This window comes from Streptomyces sp. NL15-2K (assembly GCF_030551255.1).
In the GTDB taxonomy this organism is placed as follows: Bacteria; Actinomycetota; Actinomycetes; order Streptomycetales; family Streptomycetaceae; genus Streptomyces.
Genome location: NZ_CP130630.1, coordinates 8,112,219 through 8,125,559, shown reverse-complemented (window position 1 = coordinate 8,125,559; position 13,341 = coordinate 8,112,219). Strand labels below are relative to the sequence as shown.

General features: G+C 70.8%; 12 protein-coding genes. 4 read left to right on the top strand and 8 right to left on the bottom strand.

What is annotated here, in order from left to right; translation table 11 throughout:
• Positions 1-123 precede the first annotated feature (123 nt).
• Positions 124-363 carry a DUF6269 family protein gene (locus Q4V64_RS36770; protein ID WP_124445756.1) on the top strand — a complete coding sequence of 80 codons (240 nt, stop codon included), beginning with the start codon at positions 124-126 and terminating at the stop codon, positions 361-363.
• Between the two features lie 83 nt (positions 364-446).
• On the opposite strand, the gene Q4V64_RS36765 is transcribed toward Q4V64_RS36770, so the two are convergent.
• The 3 genes from Q4V64_RS36765 to Q4V64_RS36755 form a co-directional block, all read right to left on the bottom strand.
• Complete coding sequence (locus Q4V64_RS36765) at positions 447-1,040, bottom strand: IS630 family transposase (RefSeq protein WP_348540846.1); 594 nt, start codon at positions 1,038-1,040, stop codon at positions 447-449.
• Positions 971-1,573 carry a helix-turn-helix domain-containing protein gene (locus Q4V64_RS36760; protein ID WP_303713804.1) on the bottom strand — a complete coding sequence of 201 codons (603 nt, stop codon included), beginning with the start codon at positions 1,571-1,573 and terminating at the stop codon, positions 971-973. Before Q4V64_RS36760 ends, Q4V64_RS36765 begins: the two co-directional genes overlap by 70 nt.
• 248 nt (positions 1,574-1,821) lie before the next feature.
• Positions 1,822-2,937: an IS701 family transposase gene (locus Q4V64_RS36755; protein WP_253267589.1), complete on the bottom strand. Its 1,116-nt coding sequence runs from the start codon at positions 2,935-2,937 to the stop codon at positions 1,822-1,824.
• A gap of 229 nt (positions 2,938-3,166) precedes the next feature.
• Here Q4V64_RS36755 and Q4V64_RS36750 point away from each other — a divergent pair, with 229 nt between their 5' ends.
• A complete protein-coding gene (locus tag Q4V64_RS36750; protein WP_303713804.1) occupies positions 3,167-3,769 on the top strand; it encodes a helix-turn-helix domain-containing protein in 603 nt (200 codons plus the stop codon).
• Positions 3,700-4,293: an IS630 family transposase gene (locus tag Q4V64_RS36745; protein WP_348540846.1), complete on the top strand. Its 594-nt coding sequence runs from the start codon at positions 3,700-3,702 to the stop codon at positions 4,291-4,293. The genes Q4V64_RS36750 and Q4V64_RS36745 overlap by 70 nt, the downstream gene beginning before the upstream one ends.
• A 478-nt stretch (positions 4,294-4,771) precedes the next feature.
• Here Q4V64_RS36745 and Q4V64_RS36740 read toward each other — a convergent pair whose 3' ends face one another.
• Positions 4,772-6,778, bottom strand: a complete 2,007-nt coding sequence (locus Q4V64_RS36740) for a BTAD domain-containing putative transcriptional regulator (RefSeq protein ID WP_253267323.1) — start codon at positions 6,776-6,778, stop codon at positions 4,772-4,774.
• 218 nt (positions 6,779-6,996) lie between these two features.
• Here Q4V64_RS36740 and Q4V64_RS36735 point away from each other — a divergent pair, with 218 nt between their 5' ends.
• Complete coding sequence (locus Q4V64_RS36735) at positions 6,997-7,344, top strand: hypothetical protein (protein ID WP_172629500.1); 348 nt, start codon at positions 6,997-6,999, stop codon at positions 7,342-7,344.
• Positions 7,345-7,374: 30 nt separating this feature from the next.
• Here Q4V64_RS36735 and Q4V64_RS36730 read toward each other — a convergent pair whose 3' ends face one another.
• From Q4V64_RS36730 to Q4V64_RS36715, 4 genes are all read right to left on the bottom strand, one after another.
• A complete protein-coding gene (locus Q4V64_RS36730; protein ID WP_124444075.1) occupies positions 7,375-10,377 on the bottom strand; it encodes a BTAD domain-containing putative transcriptional regulator in 3,003 nt (1,000 codons plus the stop codon).
• 100 nt (positions 10,378-10,477) lie between these two features.
• Positions 10,478-10,723: an acyl-CoA carboxylase subunit epsilon gene (locus tag Q4V64_RS36725; protein ID WP_124444076.1), complete on the bottom strand. Its 246-nt coding sequence runs from the start codon at positions 10,721-10,723 to the stop codon at positions 10,478-10,480.
• Positions 10,724-10,734: 11 nt separating this feature from the next.
• Positions 10,735-12,282: an acyl-CoA carboxylase subunit beta gene (locus Q4V64_RS36720; RefSeq protein ID WP_124444077.1), complete on the bottom strand. Its 1,548-nt coding sequence runs from the start codon at positions 12,280-12,282 to the stop codon at positions 10,735-10,737.
• On the bottom strand, positions 12,279-13,154 hold the full coding sequence (locus tag Q4V64_RS36715) for a polyprenyl synthetase family protein (RefSeq protein ID WP_124444078.1): 876 nt from the start codon (positions 13,152-13,154) through the stop codon (positions 12,279-12,281). The genes Q4V64_RS36720 and Q4V64_RS36715 overlap by 4 nt, the downstream gene beginning before the upstream one ends.
• Positions 13,155-13,341: the final 187 nt, after the last annotated feature.

The following is a 13,341-nucleotide window of genomic DNA, read 5'->3' as shown; positions in this document are numbered from 1 at the left end:
GTATCGGGCCATGCAGAACCCTGTACGGGGTTATGTAGAAAGTGGCAGTAATTCCTCAAGGAGACCAGCCGACTCTGTGAGTGCGGGACTTCAGAAGGCCCGCTTCGACACAGAGGAGGAATCATGCGAGAAGACCAGAGCCCCGCTGTAGAGGTGCAACACCCGTTGGAATTCCTGCAGGAGCTCGAAAAACAGGAGTCGAGAAAGCAGGAAGAAATGCTGCGGGTCAGCTCCACACCGTGGGCCGCGCTGCTCGCGGAATACGTCGACGCGCTGACCGAACTCGTCGCACAGGGAAAGGCCTTCGACAGCACGCCCGAGGAGTACGTCTTCGACCAAGGTCACGCCGGCGGCTGCGGTTGAGATCGAACCGCACGCCTTCGGGGGCCTGCCCCAAGAGCTGGAGCAGGCCCCCGAAGGGCCGGAGCGGGCTAGTGCTTCGTTCCTCAAAGGACGTACACATATCGGCGGCGTAAGCGCCGTGTGGGCGGTGCGGGTCTGCCCCAGATCCAGGGTCGGGCGCGGGCGTTGAGCTGGGCTGTGGCCACTTCGGTGGCGTGGGTGATGTGGTCGCGGTCGCCGAAGGAGCGTCCGGCCAGGGCGGTCTTGCGGAAGATGCGCCACCAGCCCTCTTGAAGGTTGAGCCAGCAGGCGCCGACCGGGATGAACACGTGCCTGATGCGGGGGTGGTCCTCGAGCCAGGTCCGGGTGGACACGCTGTTGTGCGAGGACAGGTTGTCGGTGATCACATAGATGTCCCCGACGGGGTTCGCGTCCTCGACCAGCTGAAGGAACTGCTGGTAGAAGGCGCTGTTGCGGGAGGTGGCGGTCATCGTGAGTTCCTGGCCGTCGCGGACGCGTAAGGCGCCGTAGACCCAGGTTTTCTCGGGTCCGCGGGAGTAGTCGATCTCATTCTTGATGCGGTGCCCGTCCGGTGACCAGCCCGGTGCCGGCGGGAAGGTGCGTGGGATCACCGGGCCGAGCTCGTCGGCGCAGACGACTGTCGCGCCGGCGGGCGGGCTGGTGTAAAGCTCGACGATCCGCGTCCTTTTCCCTCGAAGTCCGCATCTCTCGAGCGCGTCCACGAGCGCGTGCGCCGCCAACGCACACCCTCGGCCAGCAGGATACGGCGCACCTGGGAGCGGCTGACCTCGATTCCCAGGCCCCGGGCCGCGGCAGCCAGTGCGTCCAAGGTCCACTGCGAGGGTCCCGACTCGTCCGCGGCCCACATCTCGTTCGACGGCTGCACCTCGAGCCGACCGGGCGGAGTCTGCTTGACCATCGCGATGATCCGGGAGCGTTCGGCTTCGGTGATCCTTCGCTTGCGGCCCTGCCCGCCCAGATCCTCCAGACCCTCAAGCCCCGAGCGGTTGAAGCGGTGCAGCCAGCGCCGCACGGTCTTCTGACTGCACCTCAGCTCGTCGGCGATCCGCGGGACCAGCCAGCCGTCCCAGCTCAGCTCCACCATCCGGCACCGCTCCACGAGAACCTTCGGCGCCTTCCTGGCAGCCGCCAGACGGTGGACCACCGCTTGCTCGCCCTCGTCACGGCCCGGCCGTGCCCGTAACACCATCGTCCAGCACCCGCCCCCGAGCACCCGCAACCACCCTGCTACCAGCAGCTATACCCACCGAAAGCGGAATTCAGCACTAGTACTACAGGGCTAGATCTTGATCATCTGGAGCCGTAGCCGCCTTCGGAAATGGTGCCGTCGTGCCTCCGCCTGATGCGCGCGCCGCCAGATCGACCAGCGAAGTCCCTGGTAGATGGCGATGCGAGTCAAGCCGATCAGGTTGAACAGCCGCCGGACCTCGGCGACGGTCAGGGCCGCGAGCCGCCGCGTTCGCGGCCCGCAGTCACCGCCCGGGGCCGAAGAGCCCCCTTTTGCGGGGTTCGGGCCATCGCGGCCAGGAACGCCAACGCCAGCATGGACAGGGTGATATGGCGATACCAGGCGTCGTATTTGCGTACCTGGTAATTGTCCAGCCCGGCCTGCTGCTTGGCTGCCTCGAAACACTCCTCGATCGGCCAGCGCAATCCGATGACCGCCACCAGTTCCGACAGCGACTCCCCGCGCGGGTTGTAGCAGTGGAAGTAGGCGAGCTCCCCATCCGCGATGGTGCGGCGGACGACGTACTGGCGCCCGTCCCGTCCGGCGATTACTGCCCAGTCGTAGGTGCGGAATCCTTTCGCTCCGATCCCGCAGGCACGCCGGGAGAAGTCCCCCGGCCGCAGGTGTGATGCCAGATTGTCCAACCGGGTCGGGGTGTCGGGATTGGTGGTGATGCCCGCGGTGTTCACGTCGGTGGATTTCGGAACAGCCATGCAGTAGGCAATGCCCTCTGCTTCCAGGTACCTGCGCAGGATCCTGTTCTGGCCGAACTCCTCGTCCGCGACGAACCACGAAAACGGCACCCCGGCAGCCACGGCACGGTCGATCATGGCCTGGACCTGCTGCGGACGGGTACGGAAGGCCACCTCGTCCGGGATCCCGGCCTCCCGACGGCGCTCGAAGTCGACGGCCCAGGAATCCTTGGGCAGGTAGAGCTCCCGGTCGATCAGCACACGGTCGCCACGACGGTTGACGTAGGCCAGGAACGTCCCGATCTGACAATTATCGACACGTCCGAGAGTGCCGGAATACTGCCGCTGGACCCCGGCGGATTTGATGCCCTTCTTCTCGAACCCGGTGGGGTCGGCGATCAGCACGCCCCGGGGATCCGCGAAGCGTTCCATGGCGTAGTCGCGGACCAGGTCCCGCATCACAGCCGCGCTCCACGGGGTGAGGTTCAAGAACCGTTGGAGTGCTTTGGGCTCCTTCTCGCCGGCGAACTCAGCGATGGTCCAGCCGTTCTTGCGCTGCAATGGGGAGAGGAGCCCACGCAGGTATTGAAGGGCGTGCTCTTGGGACTCCGGGCGATAGAACAGCGGGGTCATCCGCTCGCCCAGCGCGGCGAACTCACGGTCCCAGACGGCTAAATCAGCCGGACTGACGGCGTCCGGCGAACGATCTGGATCATGGGGCTGTGTCGTGGCCACAGCCAGAGCCTCCCATCACCCCATGATCAAGATCTAGCCCTGTAGTACTAGTGCTGAATTCCGCTTTCGGTGGGTATAGCTGCTGGTAGCAGGGTGGTTGCGGGTGCTCGGGGGCGGGTGCTGGACGATGGTGTTACGGGCACGGCCGGGCCGTGACGAGGGCGAGCAAGCGGTGGTCCACCGTCTGGCGGCTGCCAGGAAGGCGCCGAAGGTTCTCGTGGAGCGGTGCCGGATGGTGGAGCTGAGCTGGGACGGCTGGCTGGTCCCGCGGATCGCCGACGAGCTGAGGTGCAGTCAGAAGACCGTGCGGCGCTGGCTGCACCGCTTCAACCGCTCGGGGCTTGAGGGTCTGGAGGATCTGGGCGGGCAGGGCCGCAAGCGAAGGATCACCGAAGCCGAACGCTCCCGGATCATCGCGATGGTCAAGCAGACTCCGCCCGGTCGGCTCGAGGTGCAGCCGTCGAACGAGATGTGGGCCGCGGACGAGTCGGGACCCTCGCAGTGGACCTTGGACGCACTGGCTGCCGCGGCCCGGGGCCTGGGAATCGAGGTCAGCCGCTCCCAGGTGCGCCGTATCCTGCTGGCCGAGGGTGTGCGTTGGCGGCGCACGCGCTCGTGGACGCGCTCGAGAGATGCGGACTTCGAGGGAAAAGGACGCGGATCGTCGAGCTTTACACCAGCCCGCCCGCCGGCGCGACAGTCGTCTGCGCCGACGAGCTCGGCCCGGTGATCCCACGCACCTTCCCGCCGGCACCGGGCTGGTCACCGGACGGGCACCGCATCAAGAATGAGATCGACTACTCCCGCGGACCCGAGAAAACCTGGGTCTACGGCGCCTTACGCGTCCGCGACGGCCAGGAACTCACGATGACCGCCACCTCCCGCAACAGCGCCTTCTACCAGCAGTTCCTTCAGCTGGTCGAGGACGCGAACCCCGTCGGGGACATCTATGTGATCACCGACAACCTGTCCTCGCACAACAGCGTGTCCACCCGGACCTGGCTCGAGGACCACCCCCGCATCAGGCACGTGTTCATCCCGGTCGGCGCCTGCTGGCTCAACCTTCAAGAGGGCTGGTGGCGCATCTTCCGCAAGACCGCCCTGGCCGGACGCTCCTTCGGCGACCGCGACCACATCACCCACGCCACCGAAGTGGCCACAGCCCAGCTCAACGCCCGCGCCCGACCCTGGATCTGGGGCAGACCCGCACCGCCCACACGGCGCTTACGCCGCCGATATGTGTACGTCCTTTGAGGAACGAAGCACTAGGGCCTGTGTCGAAAGTGGCGTCGTCCGCCCGGAGGGCGGGCCGGGCGCCCGCCGCGATGGGGGTCCCCCCGCTCGAGCGAAGCCGAGAGTGGGGGAGGCTGATGACTGCGTTGGTGCGTGCTCTCGGCGCGCCGGGCGGAAGGCCCCGTCGATGGACCGGATGTACTTGGGCTTTCGCCCGGTGCGGCGAGTGGGGGCACCTCCCACGCCCTTAAGGCAGTGGGGGAGCGTGCCGGGCGTCGCCCGGCAGGCGCCACTTTCGACACAGGCCCTAGGGCCTGTCCGGCGGATCAGGTCGCAGGAAATCGGCGGCGCCCAATCAACGCAGGTGAGCGGGGTCTGGTGCGGCCATATGCAAGGCGGAGGAGGGCGGCGACGCGGAGCGTCGGCAACCGACGACAACGCCGCAGATGGGCGTGCCAGACCCCGCGTCTGCGGCATGATCCGCCGGACAGGCCCTAGATCAGACGGCGACGAGGGGCGCCGCGCTCCGCTCGCGGGCGAAGAGCCGGACGAGGGGCGCGAAACGATAGCGCGGCCAGGGGTCGCCGTCGGCGTTCCAGCCGTCCACCAGGCGGGCGTCGGCCAGCTGCTCCAGGAGGTCTTCGGCGTCGTCGGTTCCGGTGCCGAGGACGGCGGCCGCGTCGGGGACGGTGAGCTGCGGCGGGCCGGCCGCGGCCAGGGTGACGAAGGCGCCGACCACGCGGGGCGACAGCTCGTCCAGGACGCGGCTGAGGCCCGCTCTGACATCGAGACTGCCGAGCCGCAGTTCGCCCAGCCGTCGCTCCTGGCGCTCCAGGCGGGCGGCGAGCCGGCCTGCGGTCCACTGCGGGCGGGCGGCGAGCCGGGCCGCGGCGATCCGCAGCGCGAGCGGCAGCCGGTCGCAGAACTCGGCGATGCGGACGACGGCTTCGGCGTCCTGCCCGATACGGGAGGTCCCCGCGACCGCGGCGAACAGCCGCACGGCGTCGCCCGGGTCCAGCGGACCGAGCCGCAGCAGGCGGGTCCCTTCGAGCGAGGCGAGCGGGGCACGGACGCCCGTGACGAGAGTGCGGCTCTCCCCGCAGCCCGGCAGCAGCGGGCGCACCTGGGCGTCGTCGGTGGCGTTGTCGAGGACGACCAGCATGTGCCGTCCGGTCAGCAACGTGCGGTAGAGCTGGACGCGTTCGTCGACGGTCGCGGGCAGCCGGTCGGGGTCGGCGCCCAGAGCGCGCAGGAACCAGCCGAGGACTTCCCCGGGGTCGCGTGCGCCGCTCTCGGTGCGCAGGTCGGCGTAGAGCTGGCCGTGCGGGAAGGCTTCGCGGCAGCGCTCGGCGGCGTGCAGGGCCAGTGCCGACTTGCCGGTTCCCGGCGCGCCGGTGACGACGACGTCCCGGCCCGCGCGCAAGGCGCCGAGCAGCGATTCCACCTCCGCGTCGCGACCGGTGAAGTCGCGTGGGGCGGCGGGGAGAAGCGCCGGCACGAGGGCCCGTCCGCCGCCGTGTACGGCCGGGGGGCCGAGCGGCGCCGGCCCGGCGGGCTCGGCGGGCTCGGCGGGCTCGGCGGGCTCGGCGGGCTCGGCGCGGACCGTCCCCGGGGTCTCGGCTCCGCTCGTACCCGGGCCACCTGCCTGCCCGGCGCCGCTCACGCCGGGGCCACCTGCCTGCCCGGCGCCGCTCGCGCCGGGGCCGCTTTCGTGCCCCGCCGCAGACACCGGACCGGCCGGGGCGCTCCGCACGCGCTCCGGTGCGGCCGGCGCGGCGAGCGTGCCCCTGAGTATCTCCTCGTGCAGTGCGCGCAGTTCCGGTCCCGGGTCGATGCCCAAATCCTCGGCGAGGGTCCGGCGCCCCTCCTCGTACAGCGCCAGCGCTTCGGCCTGCCGGCCGCAGCGGTACAGCGCGGTCATCAGCTGGCCCCGCAGCCGCTCCCGCACCGGGTGCAGGGCCACTTGGCGGGTCAGGCCGGGGACGGTCTCGCCGTGGCGGCCGAGGGCGAGCGCGGCCTCCGTGTGGTGTTCCACGACGGAGAGCCGGGCCTCCTCCATCCGGGGGCCCTCGGCTTCGGCGAGCTGCTCGGTGACGCCGGTGAGGGCCGGCCCCTTCCACAGGGCGAGGGCCGCCGCCAGCCGGCGCTCGGCGTCGGCGTACCGCCCGGCCCGCAGGTCGGCGCCGCCCGCCTCGGCCAGCCCCCTGAAGGAGTCCCAGTCCACCGTGGCGTCGCCGATGTCCAGCCGGTATCCGGGACCGCTGCGCTCCAAGGCGATTCCGGAGCCCATGCGGGTGCGCAGTCTGGAGACGTACGTGTAGAGCTGGTTGGTGCTGGTCGCCGGGGGGTTCCAGCCCCACACCAGCGTGGTGAGCCGTTCGTCCGTCATCACCTTGCCGCGGGCCAGCAGCAGGGCGGCGAGGACGGTGCGCTGCTTGCCGCCGTCGAGGGCGACCGCGCGCCCGCCGGACTCGGCCGACACGGAGCCGAGGATGTGGAAGTCCATGGCGTCCTCCTCGCTGCGCGGGCCCGCTCCGACGCTGGGCCATCTGCCGCGAAAAGCTACTGACCTGCTCTTTTTCAGCGGTGTCGGGGCGATTTCGCGCCCGCGAAAGCGAGACGAAACCGCCGGAAAAAGCCGTCCTCGTAGCTTTTTGGCATGCCGCAGGGCACCGGCAACGGCCCTCGGCGGACCGCCCGCGGACCAACCCTCAGGAGAGTGTCATGAAGCGCATCGTCATCGCCTCGGCCAAGGCAGTCGTCACCACCTGCTCGATCCTGCTCCTCGCGGCGGCAGGTGCCAGTGCCGCTCCGCTCACGGGCCCGGCGACGGACGGCACGGTCGTCTCGGCGATCGGCGACGACCCCTGGACCTCCGCGCCCACCATGACCAAGGGCGACGACCCGTGGACCGCCACCCCCGCCACGCCGAAGGGCGACGACCTCTGGACCGCCACCCCCGCCACGACGAAGGGCGACGACCCCTGGACCGCCACCCCCACCACGACCAAGGGCGACGACCCCTGGACCGCCACCCCCACCACCACCAAGGGCGACGACCCCTGGACCTGACGCCTTCTCCACCGGTGTTTCCCGCGTCCCTCAGGGCCGCACCAGCTCGAAGAGTTCCTCCGGTTCGACCCGCGCGTCCTCGTCGAGCGCCGTCAGCAGCCGGTTCGTCCGTTCCCGCCAGGACGGGGCCCCGACCTCGGTGAAGAGGTCACCCGCCGTCTTGAAGCAGGCCGCGGCCGCGGCCCGGTCTCCGAGCAGGGCACGCACACAGCCGAGGACCACTCCGGCCCGTGCCTCCAGGAAACGGTCCGGCACCTTGCCGGCGACCGACAGCGCCAGGTCGAGAACCGCCTCGGCCTCCGCGTGCTCGTTCTGACGCCACAGCGCCTCGCCCAGGGCCCGCAGGGCATGCGCCTCACCGCGCCGGTCCCCACTGCTGCGGACGAGTTCCAGCGCCCGCCGACAGGCCTCCTCCGCCCGTTCGCCCTCCCCCTGGTGGATCAGCGCCTCGGCGAGCCGGACCGTGCTCTGTGCCTCTCCCCGCACGGTTCCCAGTCCCCGGCTTCTGGCGACCGCCTCGGAGGACAGCACCAGGCTCGCCTGCGGTTGCCCCCGTTCCAGCTCGATCTGGGCCAGCAGGCCGAGCACATGGGCCTCCGCGTAGTGGTCCCCGACCGTGCGGAAGGTCTCCAGCGAGCGGTGTCCCAGTTCCCGTGCCGCCTCCAGATCGCCGCGATGGCGCTCGCACAGCGCCAGGTTGCGCAGCACCAGGGCCCGCCCCTTCTCCCCGCTCTCCCCCTGCGCCTCCTCCGCCTCTTCGAACAGACGCAGCGCCAGGCCGAGATGGCCGGCGGCTTCCTCGTACTCCCAGCGCACGATCTCCAGCGTGCCGAGGGAGTGCAGCATCACGGCCTCGCCGAGCCGGTCGCCGACCGCCCGGGCGGCGGCCAGCGCCCGGTCGCCGCAGAAACGCCAGTCCTCCAGGTAGTTGCGGTTCTGGAACAGGGTGACGCTGGTGATCGCCAGATCCCAGGCGTAGGCGGCCTCGCCCTCCCGCGCGCTCTGGTCCACCAGGCCGGTGATCGAGGCGCGCTCGCTCTCGAACCACTCCATCGGGTCTTCGAGCAGGCTCTCCGCCAGATGGGCGGGCAGCGGCCACAGCGGGGCGGGCCCGTGGATGACGGTGTAGTCGCCGCCGTACACCTTGCGATGGGCTTCGGCGGCGAGTCCGAGCCAGGCCCCGGAGACCCGTCGCAGGGCGGCGCGCCGCTCCTCCTCCGCGTCCTCGGCCAGTGCCAGTTCACGGGCGAACAGCCGGGGGAGGTCCTGGAAGCGGTAGCGCACCGGGCCGGTGGCGGACGAGAGCGGCACCAGCATCTGGGCGTCGACGAGCTCCTCGATGAGGTCCTCCGCGTCGAACGGATCGGTGTCGAGGAGCGCGGCCCCGGCCCAGGAGGCGAAGTCAGGAACGTTCAGGGAGCCGAGCAGCCGGAACATCCGGGCGGTGGCGGTCGGCAGGTCGCGGTAGCTCAGCCGGAGGCCGGCCCGGACGCCTCGCTCGTCCGGGCTGAGTTCGTCAAGCCGGCGGTGCTGGTCCTCCAGGCGTGAGACCAGGGTCCGGACCGACCAGTGGGGCTTGGCGGCGAGCCGGGCGGCCGCGATGCGCAGCGCCAGCGGCAGCCGGTCGCACAGGGCGCTGAGCCGGGCGGCACCCACGGGGTCGGCGCTCAGCCTGCCGTCCGCGGCGACCTTGGAGAGCAATGCGATCGACTCGTCCTGTCCCAGCGCGTCGAGGTGCAGCGGCACGAAGGCGTAGTCGCCGGCGAGCGCGCCGCCCATGGGGTCCCGGCTGGTGACCAGGACGCAGCAGCGGCCGGAGCCGGGCAGCAGGGGGTGTATCTGCCGGAACGAGCGGGCGTTGTCGAGGACGATCAGGACGCGCCGGCCGTCCAGGACACTGCGGAAGAGCGCGGTCCGCTCGTTGGGATCCGCGGGGATCTCGGGCCCGGGCACCCCGAGGGCGCGCAGGAACCGGTCGAGTACGGCACTGGGGCGGCGCGGTGCCTCCTCGTCATAGCCGCGCATGTCGGCGAAGAGCTGGCCGTCGGGGAACCGGCCGGCGACCTGGTGCGCCCAGCGGACGGCTAGCGCGGTCTTGCCCGCGCCGCCGATGCCGGTGATCGATCCGACCGGCAGGGCCGGACCGTCCAGGTGGTCCAGCAGCCGGTCCAGGGTGGCGAGTTCGGGGTTGCGTCCGGTGAACGAGGCGACGCTGGAGGGGAGATGGGCGGGGACGGCCGCCGCGGGAGCCGGCATCACCGTCTCGGTGGGAAGGCTCAGCCGGGGGGAGTCGGCGAGGATCTCCTCGTGCAGTTCCTGGAGGGAGGGCCCGGGGTCGATGCCGAGTTCGTCGGTGAGGACCCGGCGGCCCTCGCGGTAGGTCTCCAGCGCCTCGGCCCGCCGCCCGGAACGGTACTGGGCGACCATGAGGTGGGCCGTGGCCTGTTCCCTGAGCGGGTGTTCGCGCACGAAGGAGGCCAGTTCGCCGATCACCTCGCGGTGCTGCCCCAGTTCCAGGCGCAGCCCGATGTACTCCTCGTACACGTCGAGCCGCATCTCGCTCAGCCGGGCCGCCTCGGCCTCGACCCGCTCGGCCGGGATGCCCTCCAGGGCGGGGCCGCGCCACATCGCGAGGGCTTCGTCGAAGTGGGCGCAGGCCTCCTCGGACCGGCCGCTGCGGGCGGCCTCCCGGCCCAGCGCGGTCGCCTCCTCGAACTCGACGGCGTCGATGCGGTGTTCGCCGGTGAACAGCATGTAACCGGGGTGGCTGGTGACGAGCATGTCGTTGACCCCGGCCGAGGCCTTGAGGGTCTTGCGCAGCGCCGAGACGCAGATCGCGATCTGGTTGCGGGCGGTCGGGGGCGGGGTGCCGTGCCAGACGGCGTCGGCGAGTTTGTCGACCGAGACGACCCGGTCGGGGGCGAGCAGCAGCATCGACATGATGGTGCGCCGGCGGGCGCCGGTGAGAACGATCGGCTGCCCGCCGGCACTGATGTCCAAGGGCCCCAGGATCCGGAACACCACCTGAAGCACGAGCTGCCTCCTGATATCGCGGCCGGTCTGCGCATGACCCGATCACGCCGCTTTTGTACTGGTTAACAGGGCGGTCGAGGGCCTGCAACGAAGCTGGCAGTTAGCTGCCAGCCGAGCGGCCGGCCGCCATCCAGGAGGCCGGCGGGAAGCGTTCGGGACGGCTCCAGTCGGCCGTCCGCGACGCCGGGCCGGCCGAGTCGCTCGCCGCCTCGGTGGTGACCGCCGCGGTGCTCGCCAGGGCGGTGAGCAGGGTGGTGACGGCGGCGAGTTCCTCAGCGGTGGGGGTGCCGCTGATGACCTTGAACAGGGTGGGGCCGAGTGGCCCGTCCAGGGCTGAAGTCGGCATGGCGGTCTCCTCTACACCGGGGGGTTGCCGTGCTTGCGGGAGGGCAGCGCGGCGTGTTTGCCGCGGAGCATGGACAGGGCGCGGATCAGCGCGGGGCGGGTGTCGGCGGGGTCGATCACATCGTCGACGAGGCCGCGCTCGGCCGCGTAGTACGGGTGCATCAGCTCGGACTTGTACTCCTTGACCAGCTGCCCCCGCACCGCCTCGGGGTCGTCGGCCGCCTGGATCTGCCGCCGGAAGACCACGTTGGCCGCGCCTTCGGCGCCCATCACGGCGATCTCGTTGGTCGGCCAGGCCAGCGAGACGTCCGTGCCGATGGAGCGGGAGTCCATCACGATGTACGCCCCGCCGTACGCCTTGCGCAGGATCACCTGCACCCGGGGGACGGTGGCGTTGCAGTACGCGTACAGGAGCTTCGCGCCGTGCCGGATGATGCCGCCGTGCTCCTGGTCGACACCGGGCAGGAAGCCGGGCACGTCGACCAGGGTGACCAGGGGGATGTTGAAGGCGTCGCACATCTGGACGAAGCGGGCGGCCTTCTCCGAGGAGTGGATGTCGAGCACCCCGGCGAAGGACTGCGGCTGGTTGGCGACGACACCGACCACCTGGCCGTCGAGCCGGGCGAGAGCCGTGATGACGCTGGTGGCCCAGCTCTCGTGGACCTCCATGTACTCGCCGTCGTCGACGAGTTCGGCGATCACCTCGTGCATGTCGTACGGGCGTCCGCCGTCGAGCGGCACCAGTTCCAGCAGCCGCTCGCACCGCCGGTCGGGCGGATCCTCGGAGCGTACGGCCGGCGGTGTCTCGCGGTTGTTGGCCGGCAGCAGGGAGAGCAGGTAGCGGACCTCGGCGAGGCAGGTCTCCTCGTCGTCGTAGGCGAAGTGCGCCACGCCGGAGGTCTCGGCGTGGACGTCGGCCCCGCCCAGGCCGTTCTGGGAGATCTCCTCTCCGGTGACCGCCCGCACCACGTCGGGTCCGGTGATGAACATCTGCGAGGTGTCCCGGACCATGAACACGAAGTCGGTCAGGGCCGGGCTGTAGGCCGCGCCGCCCGCGCACGGGCCGAGCATCACGCTGATCTGCGGAATGACGCCCGAGGCCTTGGTATTGCGCTGGAAGATTCCGCCGTAGCCCGCGAGGGCCGAGACGCCTTCCTGGATGCGGGCGCCGGCACCGTCGTTGAGGGAGACCAGGGGGGCGCCGGCGGCGATCGCGAGGTCCATGACCTTGTGGATCTTGGTGGCGTGGGCCTCGCCGAGCGCGCCGCCGAAGATCCGGAAGTCATGGGCGAAAGCGAAGACCGTACGGCCCTCGACCGTGCCCCAGCCGATCACCACACCGTCGGTGTGCGGTCTCTTCGCCTCCAGGCCGAACCCGGTGGCCCGGTGTCTGCGCAGCTGCTCGATCTCGGTGAAGGACCCTTCGTCGAAGAGGAGCGCGAGCCGTTCGCGTGCGGTCAGTTTTCCCTTGGCGTGCTGGGCCTCGGTGGCCTGGGCGACACCCTTGAGGACCTCGTCGCGGATCAGCGCGAGCTCGCCCACCCGGTCCTGCATCGTCATGGCCAACTCCTCATGTGGTCCGGTCGGTTTCCTACGGCGACGAGGTCGCACAGCGCGTGCAGCGTGGTGCGCGCGGGCAGCGGGGGCAGTACGCCGAGCGCCGCGACGGCGGCGGCCAGCCGCCCGGACAGGGCCGCCTCGGCACGCCGGGTGGCGGGGGCGGTGCGCAGCAGTTCCAGGGCCCGCCGCCGGGCCGCTTCGTCCGGCATGTCGCCCGTGAGCAGACCGCGTAGTTCCGCGCCGCGCGCGCTGGTGTCGGCCCGGGCGAGGAGCACCGGCAGACCGGGGGCCCCGTCGAACGGGTCCTTGCCGGGCGCATGGCCGGTCCGCGCGGCCGGTGCGGTGGTGGCGAGCAGGTCCTCGGCGATCCTGAGGGCGACACCGAGGTGTTCGCCGTAGTCGGTCAGAGCCCGCACACACCGGTCGGGGGTCGCGGCCTGCAGCGCCCCGCTCCCCAGGGAAAGGGCGAACAGGGCGGCGGTCCTGCCCGCGGCCACCTCGAAGTAGCGGGCGACGGGGTCCTCCCCGGGGGCCGGCCCGGCGAGTTCGCGCATCTGGCCCGCCGCCAGCCGTCCCGCGGTCTGCGCGTGCAGCTGAAGGACGCTGGTGCCGAGTCCTGCGGCGAGCTGAGCGGAACGGGCCAGCAGCCGGTCGGGGCGGAGCACATCACCCCGGTGCGCGTCGGCGGCCGAGGCCCGGTGCAGCAGTTCGACCATGACGGCCGCCTGGGCGACCCCGTCCCGACCGGATGCGCCGAACTCCGCGCCGAGCCGGACGAGAAGGGAACGCAGCCGTCTCTCGTCCGTCATCACGAGGCGGTCGTCCCCGTGGTCCCGCAGCCGTTCCCCGACCGCGTCGAGCGCCTCGCCCACGGATAACTCCTCTGCCGCGCCGATGACTTGACGTCACTCGCCCGAAAAGTGGCGATCCACGAAGGCTGGCAGCCCACCCGATTCCCTTCAACCGAGGTGACATGAAAGTGCCAACCTTTTCCGGGTCGACTCACCTGCAAATAAAAGCCATTACTGTCACGGATCGAAGAACACGGATCCAAGAACT